General features: G+C 58.9%; 11 protein-coding genes. 3 read left to right on the top strand and 8 right to left on the bottom strand.

What is annotated here, in order from left to right; all coding sequences use genetic code 11:
* Window positions 1-205: 205 nt before the first annotated feature.
* The 5 genes from FQ187_RS08000 to FQ187_RS07980 form a co-directional block, all read right to left on the bottom strand.
* A complete protein-coding gene (locus FQ187_RS08000; RefSeq protein ID WP_008147292.1) occupies window positions 206-907 on the bottom strand; it encodes an ABC transporter ATP-binding protein in 702 nt (233 codons plus the stop codon).
* Window positions 908-1675 carry a high-affinity branched-chain amino acid ABC transporter ATP-binding protein LivG gene (gene livG / locus FQ187_RS07995; protein WP_129441792.1) on the bottom strand — a complete coding sequence of 256 codons (768 nt, stop codon included), beginning with the start codon at window positions 1673-1675 and terminating at the stop codon, window positions 908-910. It abuts the gene before it with no gap.
* Complete coding sequence (locus FQ187_RS07990; protein ID WP_149629050.1) at window positions 1672-2928, bottom strand: high-affinity branched-chain amino acid ABC transporter permease LivM; 1257 nt, start codon at window positions 2926-2928, stop codon at window positions 1672-1674. Before FQ187_RS07990 ends, livG begins: the two co-directional genes overlap by 4 nt.
* The gene (gene livH / locus FQ187_RS07985; RefSeq protein WP_046046220.1) at window positions 2925-3848 is read right to left on the bottom strand and encodes a high-affinity branched-chain amino acid ABC transporter permease LivH; all 924 of its coding nucleotides are present in this window, start codon (window positions 3846-3848) and stop codon (window positions 2925-2927) included. Before livH ends, FQ187_RS07990 begins: the two co-directional genes overlap by 4 nt.
* A gap of 232 nt (window positions 3849-4080) precedes the next feature.
* A complete protein-coding gene (locus FQ187_RS07980; RefSeq protein WP_046046219.1) occupies window positions 4081-5208 on the bottom strand; it encodes a branched-chain amino acid ABC transporter substrate-binding protein in 1128 nt (375 codons plus the stop codon).
* A 338-nt stretch (window positions 5209-5546) separates the two neighbouring features.
* Here FQ187_RS07980 and FQ187_RS07975 point away from each other — a divergent pair, with 338 nt between their 5' ends.
* Entirely contained in the window at window positions 5547-5852 is a 306-nt protein-coding gene (locus FQ187_RS07975; protein WP_149629049.1) for a DUF2288 domain-containing protein, read from the top strand.
* 320 nt (window positions 5853-6172) lie between these two features.
* Here the strand turns inward: FQ187_RS07975 and FQ187_RS07970 are convergent, their stop codons facing one another.
* On the bottom strand, window positions 6173-8374 hold the full coding sequence (locus FQ187_RS07970) for a hypothetical protein (RefSeq protein ID WP_134418812.1): 2202 nt from the start codon (window positions 8372-8374) through the stop codon (window positions 6173-6175).
* 197 nt (window positions 8375-8571) lie between these two features.
* Between FQ187_RS07970 and FQ187_RS07965 the strand changes: the two genes are divergently transcribed.
* On the top strand, window positions 8572-9468 hold the full coding sequence (locus FQ187_RS07965) for an NAD(P)-dependent oxidoreductase (protein WP_149629048.1): 897 nt from the start codon (window positions 8572-8574) through the stop codon (window positions 9466-9468).
* Here FQ187_RS07965 and FQ187_RS07960 read toward each other — a convergent pair.
* A complete protein-coding gene (locus FQ187_RS07960; protein ID WP_149629047.1) occupies window positions 9359-11641 on the bottom strand; it encodes a bifunctional diguanylate cyclase/phosphodiesterase in 2283 nt (760 codons plus the stop codon). The genes FQ187_RS07965 and FQ187_RS07960 overlap by 110 nt on opposite strands.
* 287 nt (window positions 11642-11928) lie before the next feature.
* On the opposite strand from FQ187_RS07960, the gene FQ187_RS07955 reads away from it, so the two are divergent.
* Window positions 11929-13278, top strand: a complete 1350-nt coding sequence (locus tag FQ187_RS07955) for an MFS transporter (RefSeq protein ID WP_149629046.1) — start codon at window positions 11929-11931, stop codon at window positions 13276-13278.
* Window positions 13279-13459: 181 nt separating this feature from the next.
* On the opposite strand, the gene rapA is transcribed toward FQ187_RS07955, so the two are convergent.
* Window positions 13460-16306, bottom strand: a complete 2847-nt coding sequence (gene rapA / locus FQ187_RS07945) for an RNA polymerase-associated protein RapA (protein ID WP_149629044.1) — start codon at window positions 16304-16306, stop codon at window positions 13460-13462.
* Between the last annotated feature and the right edge of the window lie 89 nt (window positions 16307-16395).

Here is a 16395-nt window from a genome sequence, read left to right as displayed (position 1 = left end):
GGCAGTGGCAGGGAAACGATAGAGGCCGGTCCCCAGGCGCACAAGCCGGCGGATTCTGGCGTAGCTGTAGGCAACGACGCAAGGCGTTGTAGCTTGCAGGAAGTAACACGGACACTGATTAAACACGCTCTCCCAAACACCTGATATCCCCTGTGGGAGGCATAAAAAAACGGCCCGAAGGCCGTTTTTTGTTTACCGCAAAGACTCAACCACCCAAGTACGCTTCACGAACTTTCGGGTCGGTCAGCAGCGCTTCACCCGTGCCTGTCATCACCACCCGGCCGTTCTCCAGAACGTACGCACGGTCAGCAATTTTCAGCGCCTGGTTGGCGTTCTGCTCCACCAAAAACACCGTTACACCGTCCTTGCGCAGCTGTTCGATGATGTCGAAGATCTGCTGGATGATGATCGGTGCCAGGCCCAACGATGGCTCGTCGAGCAGCAGCAGTTTGGGTTTGCTCATCAGCGCACGGCCGATGGCGAGCATTTGCTGTTCGCCGCCGGACATGGTGCCGCCGCGTTGGGCAAAGCGCTCTTTCAGGCGTGGGAAAAGTCCGAGAACCTTGTCCATCTGTTCCTGATAATCGCCCTTGTCGGTGAAGAACCCGCCCATGGCGAGGTTTTCTTCCACGGTCAGACGGGCAAACACCCGACGGCCTTCCGGCACGACTGCGATGCTCTTGCGCATGATCTGCGAGGAGCTCTGACCGACCAATTCCTCACCCATGTAGCGGATGCTGCCGCTGTGGGCTTGCGGCGAACCGCAGAGCGTCATCAGCAGGGTCGACTTGCCGGCACCGTTGGCGCCGATCAGGGTCACGATCTCGCCCTGGCGGACTTCGACGTTGACGCTGTGCAGGGCCTGGATCTTGCCGTAGAAGGTGGAAACGTTTTCGAATTGCAGCATTTACGCTTCCCCCAGGTAGGCTTTGATCACTTCGGGATTGTCGCGGATCTGTTCCGGCGTGCCGTTGGCCAGAGGCGTGCCCTGGTTGATCACGACGATGTGGTCGGAAATGCTCATGACCAGCTTCATGTCGTGTTCGATCAGCAGCACGGTGACGTTGTGCTCTTCACGCAACATGCTGATCAGCGCCTTCAGGTCTTCGGTTTCCTTCGGGTTCAGGCCGGCGGCCGGTTCGTCGAGCATGAGGATCCGCGGGCGGGTCATCATGCAGCGAGCGATTTCCAGACGACGTTGCTGACCGTAGGCCAGGGTGCCGGCCGGACGGTTGGCGAAGGCCTTGAGGTTGACCTTGTCCAGCCAGAACTCGGCGAATTCCATGGCCTCGCGCTCGCTCTTGCGGAACGCCGGGGTCTTGAACAGACCGGCCAGGAAGTTGGTGTTCAGGTGACGGTGCTGGGCGATCAAGAGGTTCTCGACCGCCGTCATGTCCTTGAACAACCGCACGTTCTGGAAGGTGCGCACCACGCCTTTGAGGGCGATTTTGTGGCCGGGCAGGCCCTGGATCGGCTCGCCGTCCAGCAGGATGCTGCCGCCACTCGGCTGGTAGAAACCGGTCAGGCAGTTGAACACGGTGGTCTTGCCGGCGCCGTTGGGGCCGATCAGTGCCACGACCTGTTTTTCCTTCACGCTCAGGGCTACGCCGTTGACCGCCAGCAAGCCGCCGAAGCGCATGCTCAGATTTTCGACTTTAAGGATCTCGCGGCTCATTTGCGCAGCTCCATGTGGGGGCGTTGCATAGGCAGCAGACCTTGAGGACGCCAGATCATCATCAGCACCATCAAGGCGCCGAACATCAACATGCGGTATTCACTGAATTCACGCATCATTTCCGGCAACAGGATCATCACCGTGGCGGCGAGTACGACGCCCAGTTGCGAGCCCATGCCACCCAGTACCACGATGGCGAGGATGGTCGCCGACTCGATGAAGGTGAATGACTCCGGTGTCACCAGGCCCTGGCGCGCGGCGAAGAAGCTGCCGGCGAAACCGGCGAAGCAGGCACCGAGGGTGAAGGCTGAGAGTTTGATGATGGTCGGGTTCAAGCCCAGCGCCCGGCAGGCGATTTCGTCTTCACGCAGCGCTTCCCAGGCACGGCCCAGAGGCATGCGCAGCAAGCGGTTGATGACGAACAGGGCAAACAGCGCCAGCAATAGCGCAACGAGGTAAAGGAAGATCACCTTGTTGATCGAGTTGTATTCCAGACCGAAATACTCGTGGAACGTCTGTAGGCCTTCAGCGGCTTTACGTTCGAAGGTCAGGCCGAAGAACGTGGGTTTCTCGATGTTGCTGATGCCGTTCGGACCACCCGTGAGGCCGGTTAGGTTACGCAGGAACAGACGGATGATTTCACCGAAGCCCAGCGTCACGATCGCCAGATAGTCACCGCGCAGACGCAGGACCGGGAAGCCGAGCAGGAAGCCGAAGGTGGCCGCCATCATCCCGGCGATTGGCAGGCAGATCCAGAAGCTCAGACCGTAGTAGTGCGACAGCAGCGCATAGCTGTAGGCGCCGACGGCATAGAAGCCGACGTAACCGAGGTCGAGCAGACCGGCCAGACCGACCACGATGTTCAGGCCCAGGCCGAGCATCACGTAGATCAGCACCAGGGTGGCAATATCCACCGCACCGCGGGAGCCGAAGAACGGCCAGACCAGCGCACCGATGATCAACGCGATGATGATCCAGCGCTGAGTGCTCGGCAGGGTCAGGAAAGTACTGGCCTTGGCCGGCATCACCGGCAGGTTGGGCGAGGACTTCCAGGCCGAGCTGATCTGCTGATCGAACAACACTCGCAGGAACATCAGCACCGAGCACACGGCGATAGTGATCAGCGTTGTAGTGCTGGTGCCATGGACTTCGAGGTTGATGCCGACAATGGTCAGTTTCAGACCGAGTACCGGGTAGGCAACAGCCCACACCAGCAAGGCGCTGAACAACGCCTGTTTAAGATTCCTAGTCATACTTTTTCAACCTCCGGACGGCCCAACAGGCCGGTTGGCCGGAACAACAACACCAGAACCAATAAGCCGAACGCCACGACGTCCTTGTACTGGTCGCCGAAGATATCGGCACCAAAGGCTTCCGCCACCCCAAGCACGATCCCGCCGAGCATGGCTCCGGGGATGCTGCCGATGCCGCCCAGTACCGCTGCGGTGAAGGCCTTGAGGCCGACCAGGAAACCGGCGTTCGGGTTGATCACGCCGTATTGCATGCTCAGCAACACAGCCGCGATGGCTGCCAGTGCGGCACCGATGACGAAGGTCAGGGCGATGATGTTGTTGGTGTTGATACCCAAGAGGTTGGCCATCTTGATGTCTTCGGCACAGGCGCGGCAGGCGCGACCCAGGCGAGAGCGGGAGATGAACAGCGTCAGGCCGAGCATGGCGACAAAGGTCACCACGAACACCACGATTTGCATGTAGGAAATCAGCACTTCTTGTGCGCCACCTGGCCCGATGGAGAAGTTACCGGGGATCAGGTTGGGGATGGATTTGTCCTTGGAGTCTTGCGCCAGCAGAACCGTGTTCTGCAGGAAGATCGACATGCCGATGGCGGAAATCAGCGGGATCAGACGGTTGCTGCCGCGCAAAGGGCGGTAGGCGATCCGTTCGATGCTGTAGCCGTAGGCACTGGTCACGACGATGGTCGCGAGAAAAGCGGCGGTCATCAACAGCGGAACACTGTCGAGTCCCATCATGGACAGGCCCGCAATGGCGATGAACGCCACGTAGGAACCAATCATGTACACCTCGCCGTGGGCGAAGTTGATCATTCCAATGATGCCGTAAACCATCGTATAGCCGATGGCGATCAGGGCATACGTGCTGCCAATGGTCAGACCATTAACCAGCTGTTGGAAAAAGTGATAGATGTCAGGCATTACAGCGCTCCTAAAAACCTGATACGCATTTCACTGGTGGAGTCATTTTCCCGCTCGAGCCCCGTGGATCTGCATCCACTTCGAACGCGAGGTTTGCCAGCGAACCGCTGATGACGGTTTTGAGATTTTCAGGTGGGGAGACTGGCGGATCACGCCAGCGCGGCCCAATACGTTCGTAAAACAAAGCCCACGGCACGCCGTGGGCTTTATTGGCAGTCAGTCAGGCAACGCCTTACTGAGGCTTGGCTTCAGTTTTAGGTTTGCCGAAGTGCCACTCGTAAACCACAAATTTGAAGTCTTTCAGGTCGCCCTTGGCGTCGAAGCTCAGGTCGCCAGTCGGGGTTTTGAACGTGCCGGCGTGGATAGCTTCAGCCACTTTGGCAGCGTCTTCGCTCTTGGCAGCCTTGATGCCGTCGGCAATCACGGTCACAGCCGAGTAGGCCGGGAACACGAACGGACCGCTCGGATCTTCTTTCTTGGCTTTGAACGCATCAGCCAGGGCGATGTTGGCCGGATCCTGGTCGAAGGATTTCGGCAGGGTTACCAGCAGACCTTCGGAAGCGTCTTTGGCAATCTGCGAAATGGAGTCGTTACCCACGCCTTCCGGACCCATGAACTTGGCTTTCAGGCCTTTTTCCTGTGCTTGACGCAGGATCAGACCCAGCTCCGGGTGGTAGCCGCCGTAGTAGACGAAGTCGACGTTGGCTTGCTTGAGCTTGGAGATCATCGAAGAGAAGTCTTTGTCGCCGGCGTTGATGCCTTCGAACACGGCAACCTTGACGTTTTTGCCTTCCAGGGTTTTCTTCACGGCGGTGGCGATGCCTTCACCGTATTGCTGTTTGTCGTGCAGAACAGCAACGATCTTCGGTTTTACGAAGTCGGCAATGTAGTTACCGGCTGCAGGGCCTTGGGCGCTGTCCAGACCGATAGTACGGAAGATCATTTTGTAACCGCGATTGGTGATGTCCGGGCTGGTGGCAGCCGGGGTGATCATGATCACGCCTTCGTCTTCGTAGATGTCCGAAGCGGGTTGGGTGGAGCTGGAGCACAGGTGACCGACCACGAACTTGACGCCGTCGTTGACGACTTTGTTCGCGACCGCTACCGCTTGTTTTGGATCACAGGCGTCATCGTATTCAACGGCTTCGAGTTTCTTGCCGTCTACGCCGCCTTTGGCGTTGATCTGTTCGATGGCCATTTTGGCGCCACTGAACTGCATGTCGCCGTATTGGGCTACAGGGCCGGTTTTAGGGCCGGCGATGCCGATCTTGATGGTGTCAGCTGCGAACGAATGGCTGGCAACCCCGGCCAGAACCATAGCGGCAAACAGTTTGGAAATCTGCTTAGTAGCCTTAGTCATAGTGCTCCACTCTTACTGTTGTAGTTTTTATAGTCCTGGCGCCGTAGCAGCAGAACCGGGTCAGATATCTTCGATATCCTCCGGAAAATGCCCCCGGCAACTGTACCGGTACAGTGTAGAGCGCCAATTGTTAGCCTGGGAAGCCGGCGCCAGGGGGCAAAACCTGAGGGTGTCGCTTTTTTGAAAGAAAAAGACAGAATGGCGGCGGGGGTTATAGCTGAAATATCAGCAATCCTTGGCTTTCCTGCTGTTTTCAATCGGTAACTCAATTGCATCCGGGTTTTTCTGCCAGACCACCAACGTTATGATGACGTCGATTTCTTTTCCGGACAGGACCCATGACTCAAGAACCTAGCACCCTCTATGCCAAGCTGCTTGGTGAAACCGCATCTATTACCTGGAAGGAGCTTGAGCCATTCTTCGCCAAGGGTGCCCTATTGTGGGTCGACCCTGGTCTGGATTTGATTGCTGCAGCGCAGGCAGTAGCGACCGACGAAGGCGAGAAAGTGGCTGCCTGGCTGGCCGCCGACAAGGTCGCCAAGCTGTCTGAAACGCGGGCGCTGGATCTTTTCGAACGCGATCCGCAGCTGTGGGCAGTGGTCGTTTCGCCGTGGATTCTGATCCAGGAAAGGGCGACGAGCTGAATGTGTGCACTCTATTGGTGCGCGACTTTTTCGGGCAAAAGTGTGTAGCCGAGTAGCGTGATGGCATGTTGCCGTAGAGAAAGGCCACAGAAGGGTCTTGGCGAGGGTGACGTAAACGTAACGGGAACAGTTTATTGAGCAGCCTGATGGCTGCTTAATTGTTTCTGAATGTTGGGATTGGTGTCGGATGTGAGACCGCTTTCGCGAGCAAGCCCGCTCCCACATTTTGACCGTATTTTTTCAGAAGGAATGCGATCAAATGTGGGAGCGGCGGTGCGACGATTCGACTTGCTCGCGAATGGCCGCGACGCGGTTTTGTGTCAGACCGAGAACGTCTTGCCAGTATGGTTATTCAGCGAAATAACCTTGGTCTTGCCAATCCGGTGACGATAAATCTCGCGCAAGTACTTGATCGCCTTCTTCACGCAATCCCGGGACAGACGAATGTCATTGATCGAGACGAACTTGTCTTTGTCGTTGATCAACTCGCGGTACTTCTTTTCGTACATCGGTTTGATTGCGTACCAGTTGGTGTCGAGGATCTTCGCCGGGTTCTCGAACTCATTCAGCAGCTCGTCGATCCGGTCTTCGTCGAACTCTTCATTAATGATGAAGTCCAGGATCGAGTTATCCAGAGTCTCGTCAAAGCGGTACGGGTTTTTGGCAAAGCAACGCTTGATGAAGGCCACGATCAGCGTCAGGAAATCGTCCGACAGGCACGGGCTCTTGGCGATCAGGGTGGTCAACGACAGGTTGGCCGAGGCGCCGATGACCAGCGCATAACGCTTGAGCGTGGTGTTCGGGAACAGGCTGTTAAGGTGAGTCTTCAACCGGTTCAGGTCCATGTAGGACAGCTTGTAGTCCTTCGGCAACGAAACAATCGAGACCACCGACGAGCAGTTCTTGAAGAAGTGCAGGTCGTGCAAGGCGGCTGCGTCATACCCCGAATTCTTGTACTGCTCCAGCGAGGCGCGATAGCGCTTGGATTCGATCGGCAACAGGCTGATGCCTTCGATCGCCTGGGTCACTTTGTTGAAGTGCGGCAAGTCGATGGAGCGGAAGAACAGATCGTCGATGTTCAGGCGCTGCGGCTCTTTCTCGAACACCTTGAATTTGTCGCTGCTCGGCGGCGGGGTTTCCGGCACCACGGACTCTGCGTAGGCAATCGCTACGGGGCCTGCCAGGCTCATGAACAGGTCGTTGGCGTCGAGGCGAATGGTTTCGCCAATGTCGATGCCGGCGCGGCGGAAATAGTTCTGGTCGTAGTCGGTGGTGACTGCCTGAGCCGTCAGAATGTTAAAGATCTGCTGTGAGATGTACTGGTTGGCGTGCTTTTCCATCGCGTTGACGTCGATGTTCTGGATGTTGCCGTCATCGCTTTCTTCGGCATAACGCATGATGTCGTTGGAGATCAGCATCATGGCGTTCCATGGGCGAATACGGCCCATGACACTGGCTTCGCTGCTGTCTTCGTTGGCGAAGTTGTAAGAGAAGTCCCACTCTTCCGACAGGTATTTACACAGCAGACGACCGGCGTTGATGTGCAGCGCTTCGGACATTTCGCTGCGGTGATCGGAAATATTCGGCAGCACGCAAATGCCGCTGGTGAAGATTGGCTCGAAGACGAAGGAATGACCGCTCTTACCGTCGTGCTCGTCCATCGGCTTGGTGTCGAACGTCTTGTTCATGTACGAGTGCTGCTGGGCCAGGCCGAATTCCGAGGCCATGCCCGAACCGGTACCGCCGCCGGCACTGAAGATCGAGAAATACAGGCGCGACTGGTTGGCCTTGATCCCGCAGCTGTCGATCAGGTACGAGTGAATCATCTTCCAGTCAGGGCTGGAGAAACGCTGGGTGTCCTTATTCAGGATGATCTTGGCCAGGTACTGACCGAGGATCGGCGCGTTACCGGCGCCACCGGCGTGGACTTCCGACAAGTCCATGATCTTCATTTTGCTGTAGTCGCGCAGGAAACCGCTTTTTTCGCCTTTGCGCGAGAAACGGATGCGGCCGGCGATGTCTTTGTCCAGGTCGCCGAGCATGACCAGCGGTTCTACCAGGAACACCGGTTTGGTGGCCTTGTTCGGCCCCAGGCGCAGGTTGTTGCGAATCCACTGTGCCGGGCTGTAGCCCTTTTCGGCGAAACGCTTGTCCGGCGACAGGCGATCTTCGTTGTTGAATTCGTTGAGGTAGAACTTGCGGGCGTTGTACACCAGCTCTGCGACGTCCAGCGCGATGTTCGAGCCGCAGCGGCCCAGGCCGATCAGGCATACGGACGGGAATTCCTGATCGCTGTGCTGTTCGCTGTCACCGTCCAGATGCGGTGGGCGCGGGAACACCATGTCGCGCAGGCCGTCGAGGTTATCGAGGATGCGGTCGGTATTGGTTTCGGTGAAGTACAGGTATTGCTGAGTCGATAACGGGCGCGATGGCGTCAATGGCTTCGACGGTGCAGGGCTGTTCGCCGCGGGGCTCAACGTCAGATCGGATATCGCAGTGGCCGGATTGTTTTTAGAAGTCATTGTGCGCCATGTACCTGGGCTGGTTGGTTGAGCGACACGATGTCGTCGAACCATCACGGATGGGATCTTGCGTCTTTTTTCAGCGCGTATTTGGCCCAAGCGTCAGGGCCTTGGCCTGAGCATCGCTCGGGGGAATCCTTTCCTAAGTCATGATGAATCGGCCAATATTCGATGATCTTTAATCAAAAGGAGGCCAGATGATGGCATCGTTACCTTCGCTCGGGTTTGCCGGGGTCGGCCTGATGGGCTTGCCAATGTGCCGGCGCTTGCTGGCAGCGGGTTATCCGCTGACGGTGTGGAATCGCAATCCAGCCAAGTGCGCGCCGCTGGTCGAGGCCGGTGCTCGACAAGTCGCCACGCCGGCTGAGCTGTGCCAGCACGCCGACGTGGTGATGTTGTGCCTGGCGGACACGTCGGTGGTTCGTGAAGTGGTGTTTGGCCCGGCCGGGGTTGCCGAGGGTGGGAAAAGCGGTCAATTGCTGGTGGATTTTTCCAGCCTGGAACCTACCGCGACGCGGGAAATGGCGACAGCGCTGGTCAGCCAAACCGGCATGAGCTGGCTGGATGCGCCGGTGTCCGGCGGAGTGGTTGGTGCCGAGGCTGGCAGCCTGGCGATCATGGTGGGCGGTGAAACGGCGGATCTTGAGCGCGTCAGGCCTGTGCTGTTGAGTCTCGGCCAGCGCGTGACCCACATGGGCGCCGTCGGAGCGGGGCAGGTGACCAAGGCCTGCAATCAGATGATCGTCGCCTGCAACGCGCTGGTTATCGCTGAAGTCGTGGCGTTGGCCGAGCGTTCCGGGGTCGACGCCCGTCTGATCTCCGAGGCTCTGGCAGGCGGGTTTGCCGATTCAAAGCCGTTGCAGATTCTTGCTCCGCAAATGGCCGAAAGCCATTTCGAACCGGTGAAATGGCATGTGCGCACGCTGCTCAAGGACCTCGACACCGCGGTGAAGTTTTCCCGTGAGCAAGGCTCGGCCACGCCGATCAGTGGACTGGCCGCACAATTGATGCGCCTGCATGGGAGCCAGGGATTCCTGGAAAAAGATCCGTCGACGCTAGTGCAGTTGTACCGCGAGCCAGACTCAAAGGGCTGACACTGTGCGGGTGCTTGCGCTGGTTGATTTCGCTCAGCACGGGACGCAATTCCGCGAGCGGTACTGGACGACTGAGCAAGTAGCCCTGCACGAAGTCGCAGCCGTTACGCTCCAGAAACTCGTATTGCTCAAGGGTTTCGACGCCTTCGGTCACCACCTGCAAATGCAGCGTGTGGGCCATGACGATGATCGCTTGAACGATTTCCATGTCCTGGGTGGCCTTGGGAATGTCCTGAATGAACGAGCGGTCGATCTTCAGCGTATTGAGTGGTAGGCGCTTGAGGTAGGCCAGAGAGGAATAACCGGTGCCGAAGTCGTCAATCGACAGCGAAACGCCGAGGGCGCGAATCTGGCGCAGCAACACCGCCGTGTTGGCGATGTTGCCCATCAACGCGTTCTCGGTCACTTCCAGTTCCAGCCGCTGCGGCGCCACTCCGGCGCGTCGCAGTGCGTGTTCGATTTCATCGGCCAATTCTTCGCGCGCCAGGTTCAGGGGCGAGCAGTTCACGGCGATGTGGAGTTCTTCGCAACCCTGACGCGACAACTCGCCCAGATCCTCACAGGCTTTGCGCAGGACCCAGTGGTCCAGTTCGGCGATCAGGCCGTTGGCCTCGGCGATGGCAATGAACCGGTCCGGTGCCAGCAGTCCGTGAACCGGATGTTGCCAGCGGATCAGCGCTTCAAGCTTGCTGACTTGGCCGGTTTTCAGGTCGTAGATCGGTTGGTAATAGAGCATCAGCCCGGTGTTTTCGCGCAGGGCGTGGCGTAGTTCTTCTTCCAGTTGCAGTTCCAGCGTTGCGCGGGTTTTCAGGTCTTCGCTGAAGAAGTTCAGGCCATTGCGTCCGCTGTCCTTGGACTGATACAGCGCCAGGTCAGCGTTTTTCAGCAACTCTTCACAGGTCTTGCCATCTTGCGGAAACAAGCTGATGCCGATACTGGTGGTCATGACCATGCGCCGCCCGGACAGCTCAATGGGCTCCTGCATTTTCAGCATGATGCGTTGGGCCATGTGCCGCGCTTCTTCACGATCGTGCAGGCCGATGAGGATGCAGAATTCGTCTCCGCCGAAACGCGCAACCACATCTTCGTGGCTGCGCACCGAACCCTTGATGTGGCTGGCCAATACTTTGAGCAATTCGTCGCCGGCATCATGGCCGAGGCTGTCGTTGATCCGCTTGAAATGGTCGATGTCCAGGAACAGCACCGCCAGCATGCCGCCTTCGTTGGTTTTCTCCATGAGCTTCTCGGCGAAGATCTGGTTGAAACCACGGCGGTTGATGAGGTTGGTCAGGGGGTCGTAGTGCGCCACCTGTTGTAACGACATCCTCGCCTGGTCCAGTTGACTGAGCAGGGCGTTGACCCGTTGCAGGTCGCGCTCCTTGTTTTGCAGCTTCTTGTCCGCCAGCGCCGCGCTGACGCTGCTGCCGATGATCAACAGCGTCATGACCGCCACCGTCAGACCCAGTTGCAGATGATTGTTTTCGCCGGGCAGCGGCTGGAGGCTGTCGGCGGGCAGCACCAGATTGAAGGCGGCCATGCCCGTGAAGTGCATGCTGATGATGCCTGCCCCAAGCACCAGACTGGCGCTGTATTTGAACAGTTGATGGAACAGACCGGTGCCGTCGCGCAGATGACTTGATATCAGCAGGGCTGCAAGGCTGGCACCGATGGCGATCACAATGGAGAGGGCGAATAGCGCTGGTTGGTAATAGGCCATCGCACTCGAACGCATGGCGGTCATGCCCACGTAATGCATGGTGGCAATGCCCAGGCCAATGCAGATCGAAGCCTGGAGATATTGCCAAAAACTCAGGCGGGGATGACTGAGAGCATGCATGGCCAGCCACGAGGCGAGCAGGGCGATCAACAGAGAAAGAAGGGTGATGGGCAATTCATATTGAATGTCGATCGGAGCCTGAAACGCTAGCATGCCAATGAAGTGCATGGCCCAGATCCCGCCCGCCAGGCAACCGGCACCGACCCAGCGCCAGAGCCGCTGCGAGGCGGGTTGTTCCGAGTGACCGACCCGTTCGGCCATGTCCAATGTGGCAAAGCTGCCGACACAGGCGACCAAATACGCCAGCAATATCAGAAAAGGGTCATGTGTGCAGTTGAGTATTACCTGGCCGCTCGCCATCGGCTCGGTAATGAAATGCAAACCAAGCCACTCCATAGCATGCCCCATTGTCATCCTGGCTGGCGCCATGAACGCTGGCGAATGCTTTGGAGTATAGAAGGCATGTTTAGAGTGCAAACGATAGTGGCAAGTTGGCCCTAACCATTTTGGAATGAGCGTTAGATCGTTTAGAAATAAATTTGCATCAACTGCGACATCTTCCATGGGCGGATATCAGCTTTACAAATAATGACAGACAGCTTTGGCGGGCCTGACTAGATTGCAGGTTCCGGGCTCGGATGCGCTGGCAGTGAAGCCCCAATAACAATAAAAGAGACGGACCCATGCAGAACTCGACCCAAGCGGCGAATGCCTGGCGCATTCTGTTCCTGCTGTTCCTGGCCAACCTGTTCAACTTCTTCGATCGCACCATTCCGGCCATCATCATCGAACCGATCCGCATGGAATGGCACCTCAGCGACTTTCAGCTGGGGATCATCGGTACCGCATTCACCCTCGTTTATGCCATTGCCGGCCTGCCTCTGGGACGGATGGCCGATACCGGTTCGCGCAGTAAATTGATGGGCTGGGGCCTGGCGGCGTGGAGCGGGCTGACAGCGGTCAACGGACTGGTGGGGAGTTTCTGGGCTTTCCTGATCGTGCGCATGGGCATCGGCATCGGTGAAGCCAGTTACGCACCGGCCGCCAACTCTCTGATCGGCGACCTGTTCCCGGCCCACCGTCGGGCGCGGGCGATGGGCATTTTCATGCTCGGCTTGCCACTGGGGTTGCTGTTGGCGTTCTTCACCATCGGCGCCATGGTCAAGGCGTTCGACAGCTGGCGCGCGCCGTTCTTTATCGCGGCAGTGCCGGGGCTGATCCTGGCGGTCTTCATGTTCTACATCAAAGAACCGAAACGCGGCGCCGCAGAGAGTGTGCAAGTCTCGCAGGAGCGCGTAGACCGGCCGATCCGTCGGGTGCTGGCGGTGCCGACTTTCCTGTGGCTGGTGATGGCGGGGCTGTGCTTCAACTTCGCCACGTATGCCTGCAACTCGTTTCTGGTGCCGATGCTGCAGCGCTATTTCCTGATGCCGTTACAGGAAGCGGCGGTGGCGACCGGGGTGATCGTCGGCGTGACCGGGTTGTTCGGCCTGACAGTGGGCGGTTGGGTCGCGGACAAGATTCACCAGCGGGTGGCCAATGGGCGACTGCTGTTTGCCGCGTTCAGCTTGATCATCTCGACGGTGTGCACGGCTTGGGCGCTGCATTCCGGGCGGATCGAGATCGGGGTATTTGTGGCGGTGTTCAGTGTGGGCTGGCTGTTTGCTTACAACTTCTACACCTGCGTTTACACCGCCATTCAGGACGTCGTCGAGCCGCGCTTGCGGGCTACGGCCATGGCGCTGTTCTTTGCCGGGTTGTATTTGCTGGGTGGTGGTTTGGGACCTGTGGTGGTGGGCGCATTGTCCGACCACTTTGCGCATACGGCGATGCTCTCGGCCGGTGCCGAGCAGATGACCGAGGCGTTCAAGGCTGTCGGCTTGCATGACGCGATGTATTTGATCCCGGTGGCGCTGTTTTTCACCATGGTGTTTCTGTTCCTGGCTTCGCGGTGTTTTGTGCGCGATGCCAAGCGGATGAAGGAAGGGTTGGTGGCGGTGGTTGAGCCTGTGGGGGCTGCGGTGACTGCATGATAGCCTTCGCGAGCAAGCCCGCTCCCACAGTTGACCGAGTTCTTTCAGGAGAAATGCGGTCGAATGTGGGAGCGGGCTTGCTCGCGAAGAGGCCATCAGCAGCACAGCAACAATCAAGCAGACAAAAAAAGGCCCGCATCACTGCGGGCCTTCTTTGTTTTAGCGGGGCAGAGCAGGGGACTTAGCCCGCCACCAACACCCGAATCGCTTCCAGTCGCAGCGCAGCCTTGTCGAGCATGGCAAGGCCTTGCTCGCGTTGTTTGCGCAGGGCAATCAGTTCGCTGTCGCGCACCGTCGGGTTGACCGCTTGCAACGCGGTCAGGCGCGCCAGTTCTTCGTCGGTGTCGGCGGCCAGACGACGTTGCGCCTCAGCCACACGCTCGGCGTGACGCGGGAAGATCTTCTCTTCGCCGGCGTTGATCCGTGGCGTCAGCTGATCGCGCTGGGCCTGGATGAACTTGTTGGCGCTGGCACGCGGCACGCTTTCCAGCTGATCGTTAAGGGTTTCGAACGACACACGGGCCGACAGGTCGTTGCCATTAGCATCGAGCAGGCAGCGCAGGGCGGCCGGTGGCAGGTAACGGCCCAGTTGCAGCGAGCGCGGGGCAACCACTTCGCTGACGTAGAGCAGTTCGAGCAACACGGTGCCAGGTTTCAGCGCCTTGTTCTTGATCAGCGCCACGGCGGTGTTGCCCATGGAACCGGACAAGACCAGGTCCATGCCGCCCTGAACCATCGGGTGTTCCCAGGTAATGAACTGCATGTCTTCGCGAGACAGCGCCTGATTGCGGTCGTAAGTGATGGTCACGCCTTCGTCGTCGCCCAGCGGGAAGCTGGCGTCGAGCATTTTTTCGCTCGGCTTGAGGATCAGCGCGTTTTCCGAGTGGTCTTCGCTGTCGATGCCGAACGCGTCGAACAAGGTTTCCATGTAGATCGGCAGGGCGAACTGATCGTCTTGCTCAAGGATGTCCTCGACCAGTGCATCACCTTCGCCAGCGCCGCCGGAATTGAGTTCCAGCAAGCGGTCGCGGCCGGTGTGCAGCTCGGCTTCCAGGCGTTCGCGCTCGGCGCGGGCTTCGTCGATCAGTGCTTGCCACTCGCCGTCGTCGGCATTTTCCAGCAGCGGCAGCAGGCGCGGGCCGAACTGATGCTGCAGGGCGTTGCCGGTCGGGCAGGTGTTGAGGAACGCGTTCAGCGCTTCGTGGTACCACTGGAACAGACGCTCTTGCGGGCTGGTTTCCAGGTACGGCACGTGCAGTTCGATGATGTGCTTCTGGCCGATCCGGTCCAGACGACCGATACGCTGCTCCAGCAGGTCCGGGTGCGAGGGCAGATCGAACAGCACCAGGTGGTGCGAGAACTGGAAGTTACGACCTTCACTGCCGATTTCCGAGCAGATCAGCACTTGCGCGCCAAATTCTTCGTCGGCGAAGTAGGCGGCGGCGCGGTCACGCTCGAGGATGTTCATGCCTTCGTGGAACACCGTGGCCGGGATGCCGGAACGCACGCGCAGGGCGTCTTCCAGGTCCATGGCGGTTTCGGCGTGGGCGCAGATCACCAGTACTTTGGTGCGCTTGAGCATCTTCAGCGTGTCGATCAGCCACTCGACGCGCGGGTCGAATTTCCACCAGCGTTCTTCTTCGTTGGCGTCCGGCTGAGCCTGGAAGCTGACTTCCGGGTACAGCTCGGCGTGATCACCCAATGGCAATTCGAGGTATTCGTCCGGGCACGGCAGCGGGTACGGATGCAGCTTGCGCTCCGGGAAGCCCTGAACGGCGGCGCGGGTGTTGCGGAACAGCACGCGGCCGGTGCCGTGGCGGTCGAGCAGTTCGCGGACCAGACGGGCGCTGGCCTCGATGTCGCCATCGTTGACAGCGGCCAGCAGCGCCTCGCCTTCGTTGCCGAGGAAACCGTGAATGGTCTTGTGCGCTTCAGGCGACAGGCGCCCCTTGTCCAGCAGCTCCTGAACGGCTTCGGCCACCGGGCGATAGTTTTCGCTCTCGGCGCGGAAGGCGTGCAGGTCATGGAAACGGTTCGGGTCGAGCAGGCGCAGACGCGCAAAGTGGCTGTCCTGACCCAGTTGCTCCGGGGTCGCTGTCAGCAGCAAAACGCCGGGAATGACTTCGGCCAGTTGTTCTACCAGCGAGTATTCCGGGCTGGCCTTGTCCTCATGCCACACCAGGTGGTGGGCTTCGTCGACAACCATCAGGTCCCAACCGGCGGCGAACAGTGCGTCCTGGGCCTTCTCGTCTTCCACCAGCCACTCGAGTGCAACCAGCGCGAGCTGGGTGTCTTCGAACGGGTTGGCGGCATCGCTTTCGATGAAGCGTTCTTCGTCGAACAGCGCGACTTGCAGGTTGAAGCGGCGGCGCATCTCCACCAGCCACTGGTGCTGCAGGTTCTCCGGAACCAGGATCAGCACGCGGTTGGCGCGGCCCGAGAGCAGTTGGCGATGGATCACCAGACCGGCTTCGATGGTTTTGCCCAGGCCCACTTCGTCTGCCAGCAAAACCCTCGGCGCAATGCGGTCGGCGACTTCACGGGCGATGTGCAACTGGTGCGCGATCGGTTGCGCACGCACGCCACCGAGGCCCCAAAGCGCGGACTGCAACTGGCGACTAGTGTGTTCCAGGGTGTTGTATCGCAGTGAGAACCAGGCCAGCGGGTCGATCTGCCCAGCGAACAAACGATCGCTGGCCAGACGGAACTGAATGAAGTTCGACAGTTGGGTTTCCGGCAGGGTAACCACTTCGTTATGCCCGTTGAGGCCGTGGTAAACCAGCAGGCCGTCGACGTCGTCGACTTCTTGTACGGTCAGTTTCCAGCCTTCGAAGTGAGTGATCGAGTCACCCGGCGAAAACCGCACGCGGGTAAGGGGCGCATTCCGTAGCGCGTACTGGCGAGTCTCGCCAGTGGCCGGGTAGAGCACGGTCAACAAGCGGCCGTCCTGTGCCAGAACGGTGCCTAAACCCAGCTCGGCTTCGCTGTCACTGATCCAGCGTTGCCCCGGTTGATACTGCTGCGCCATGCTGCCTGACTCCCACCTTGAAAAAGCGGGCTATCTTAACGGAATGAGGGCTTCAGGGCCAAAGGACTCTCATAAAAACTCGCAGTCTT

This window comes from Pseudomonas sp. ANT_J28 (assembly GCF_008370005.1).
GTDB lineage: Bacteria > Pseudomonadota > Gammaproteobacteria > Pseudomonadales > Pseudomonadaceae > Aquipseudomonas > Aquipseudomonas frigoris.
Note: the sequence above shows the minus strand (reverse complement) of the source record. Positions and strands in the feature narration are given on the sequence as shown.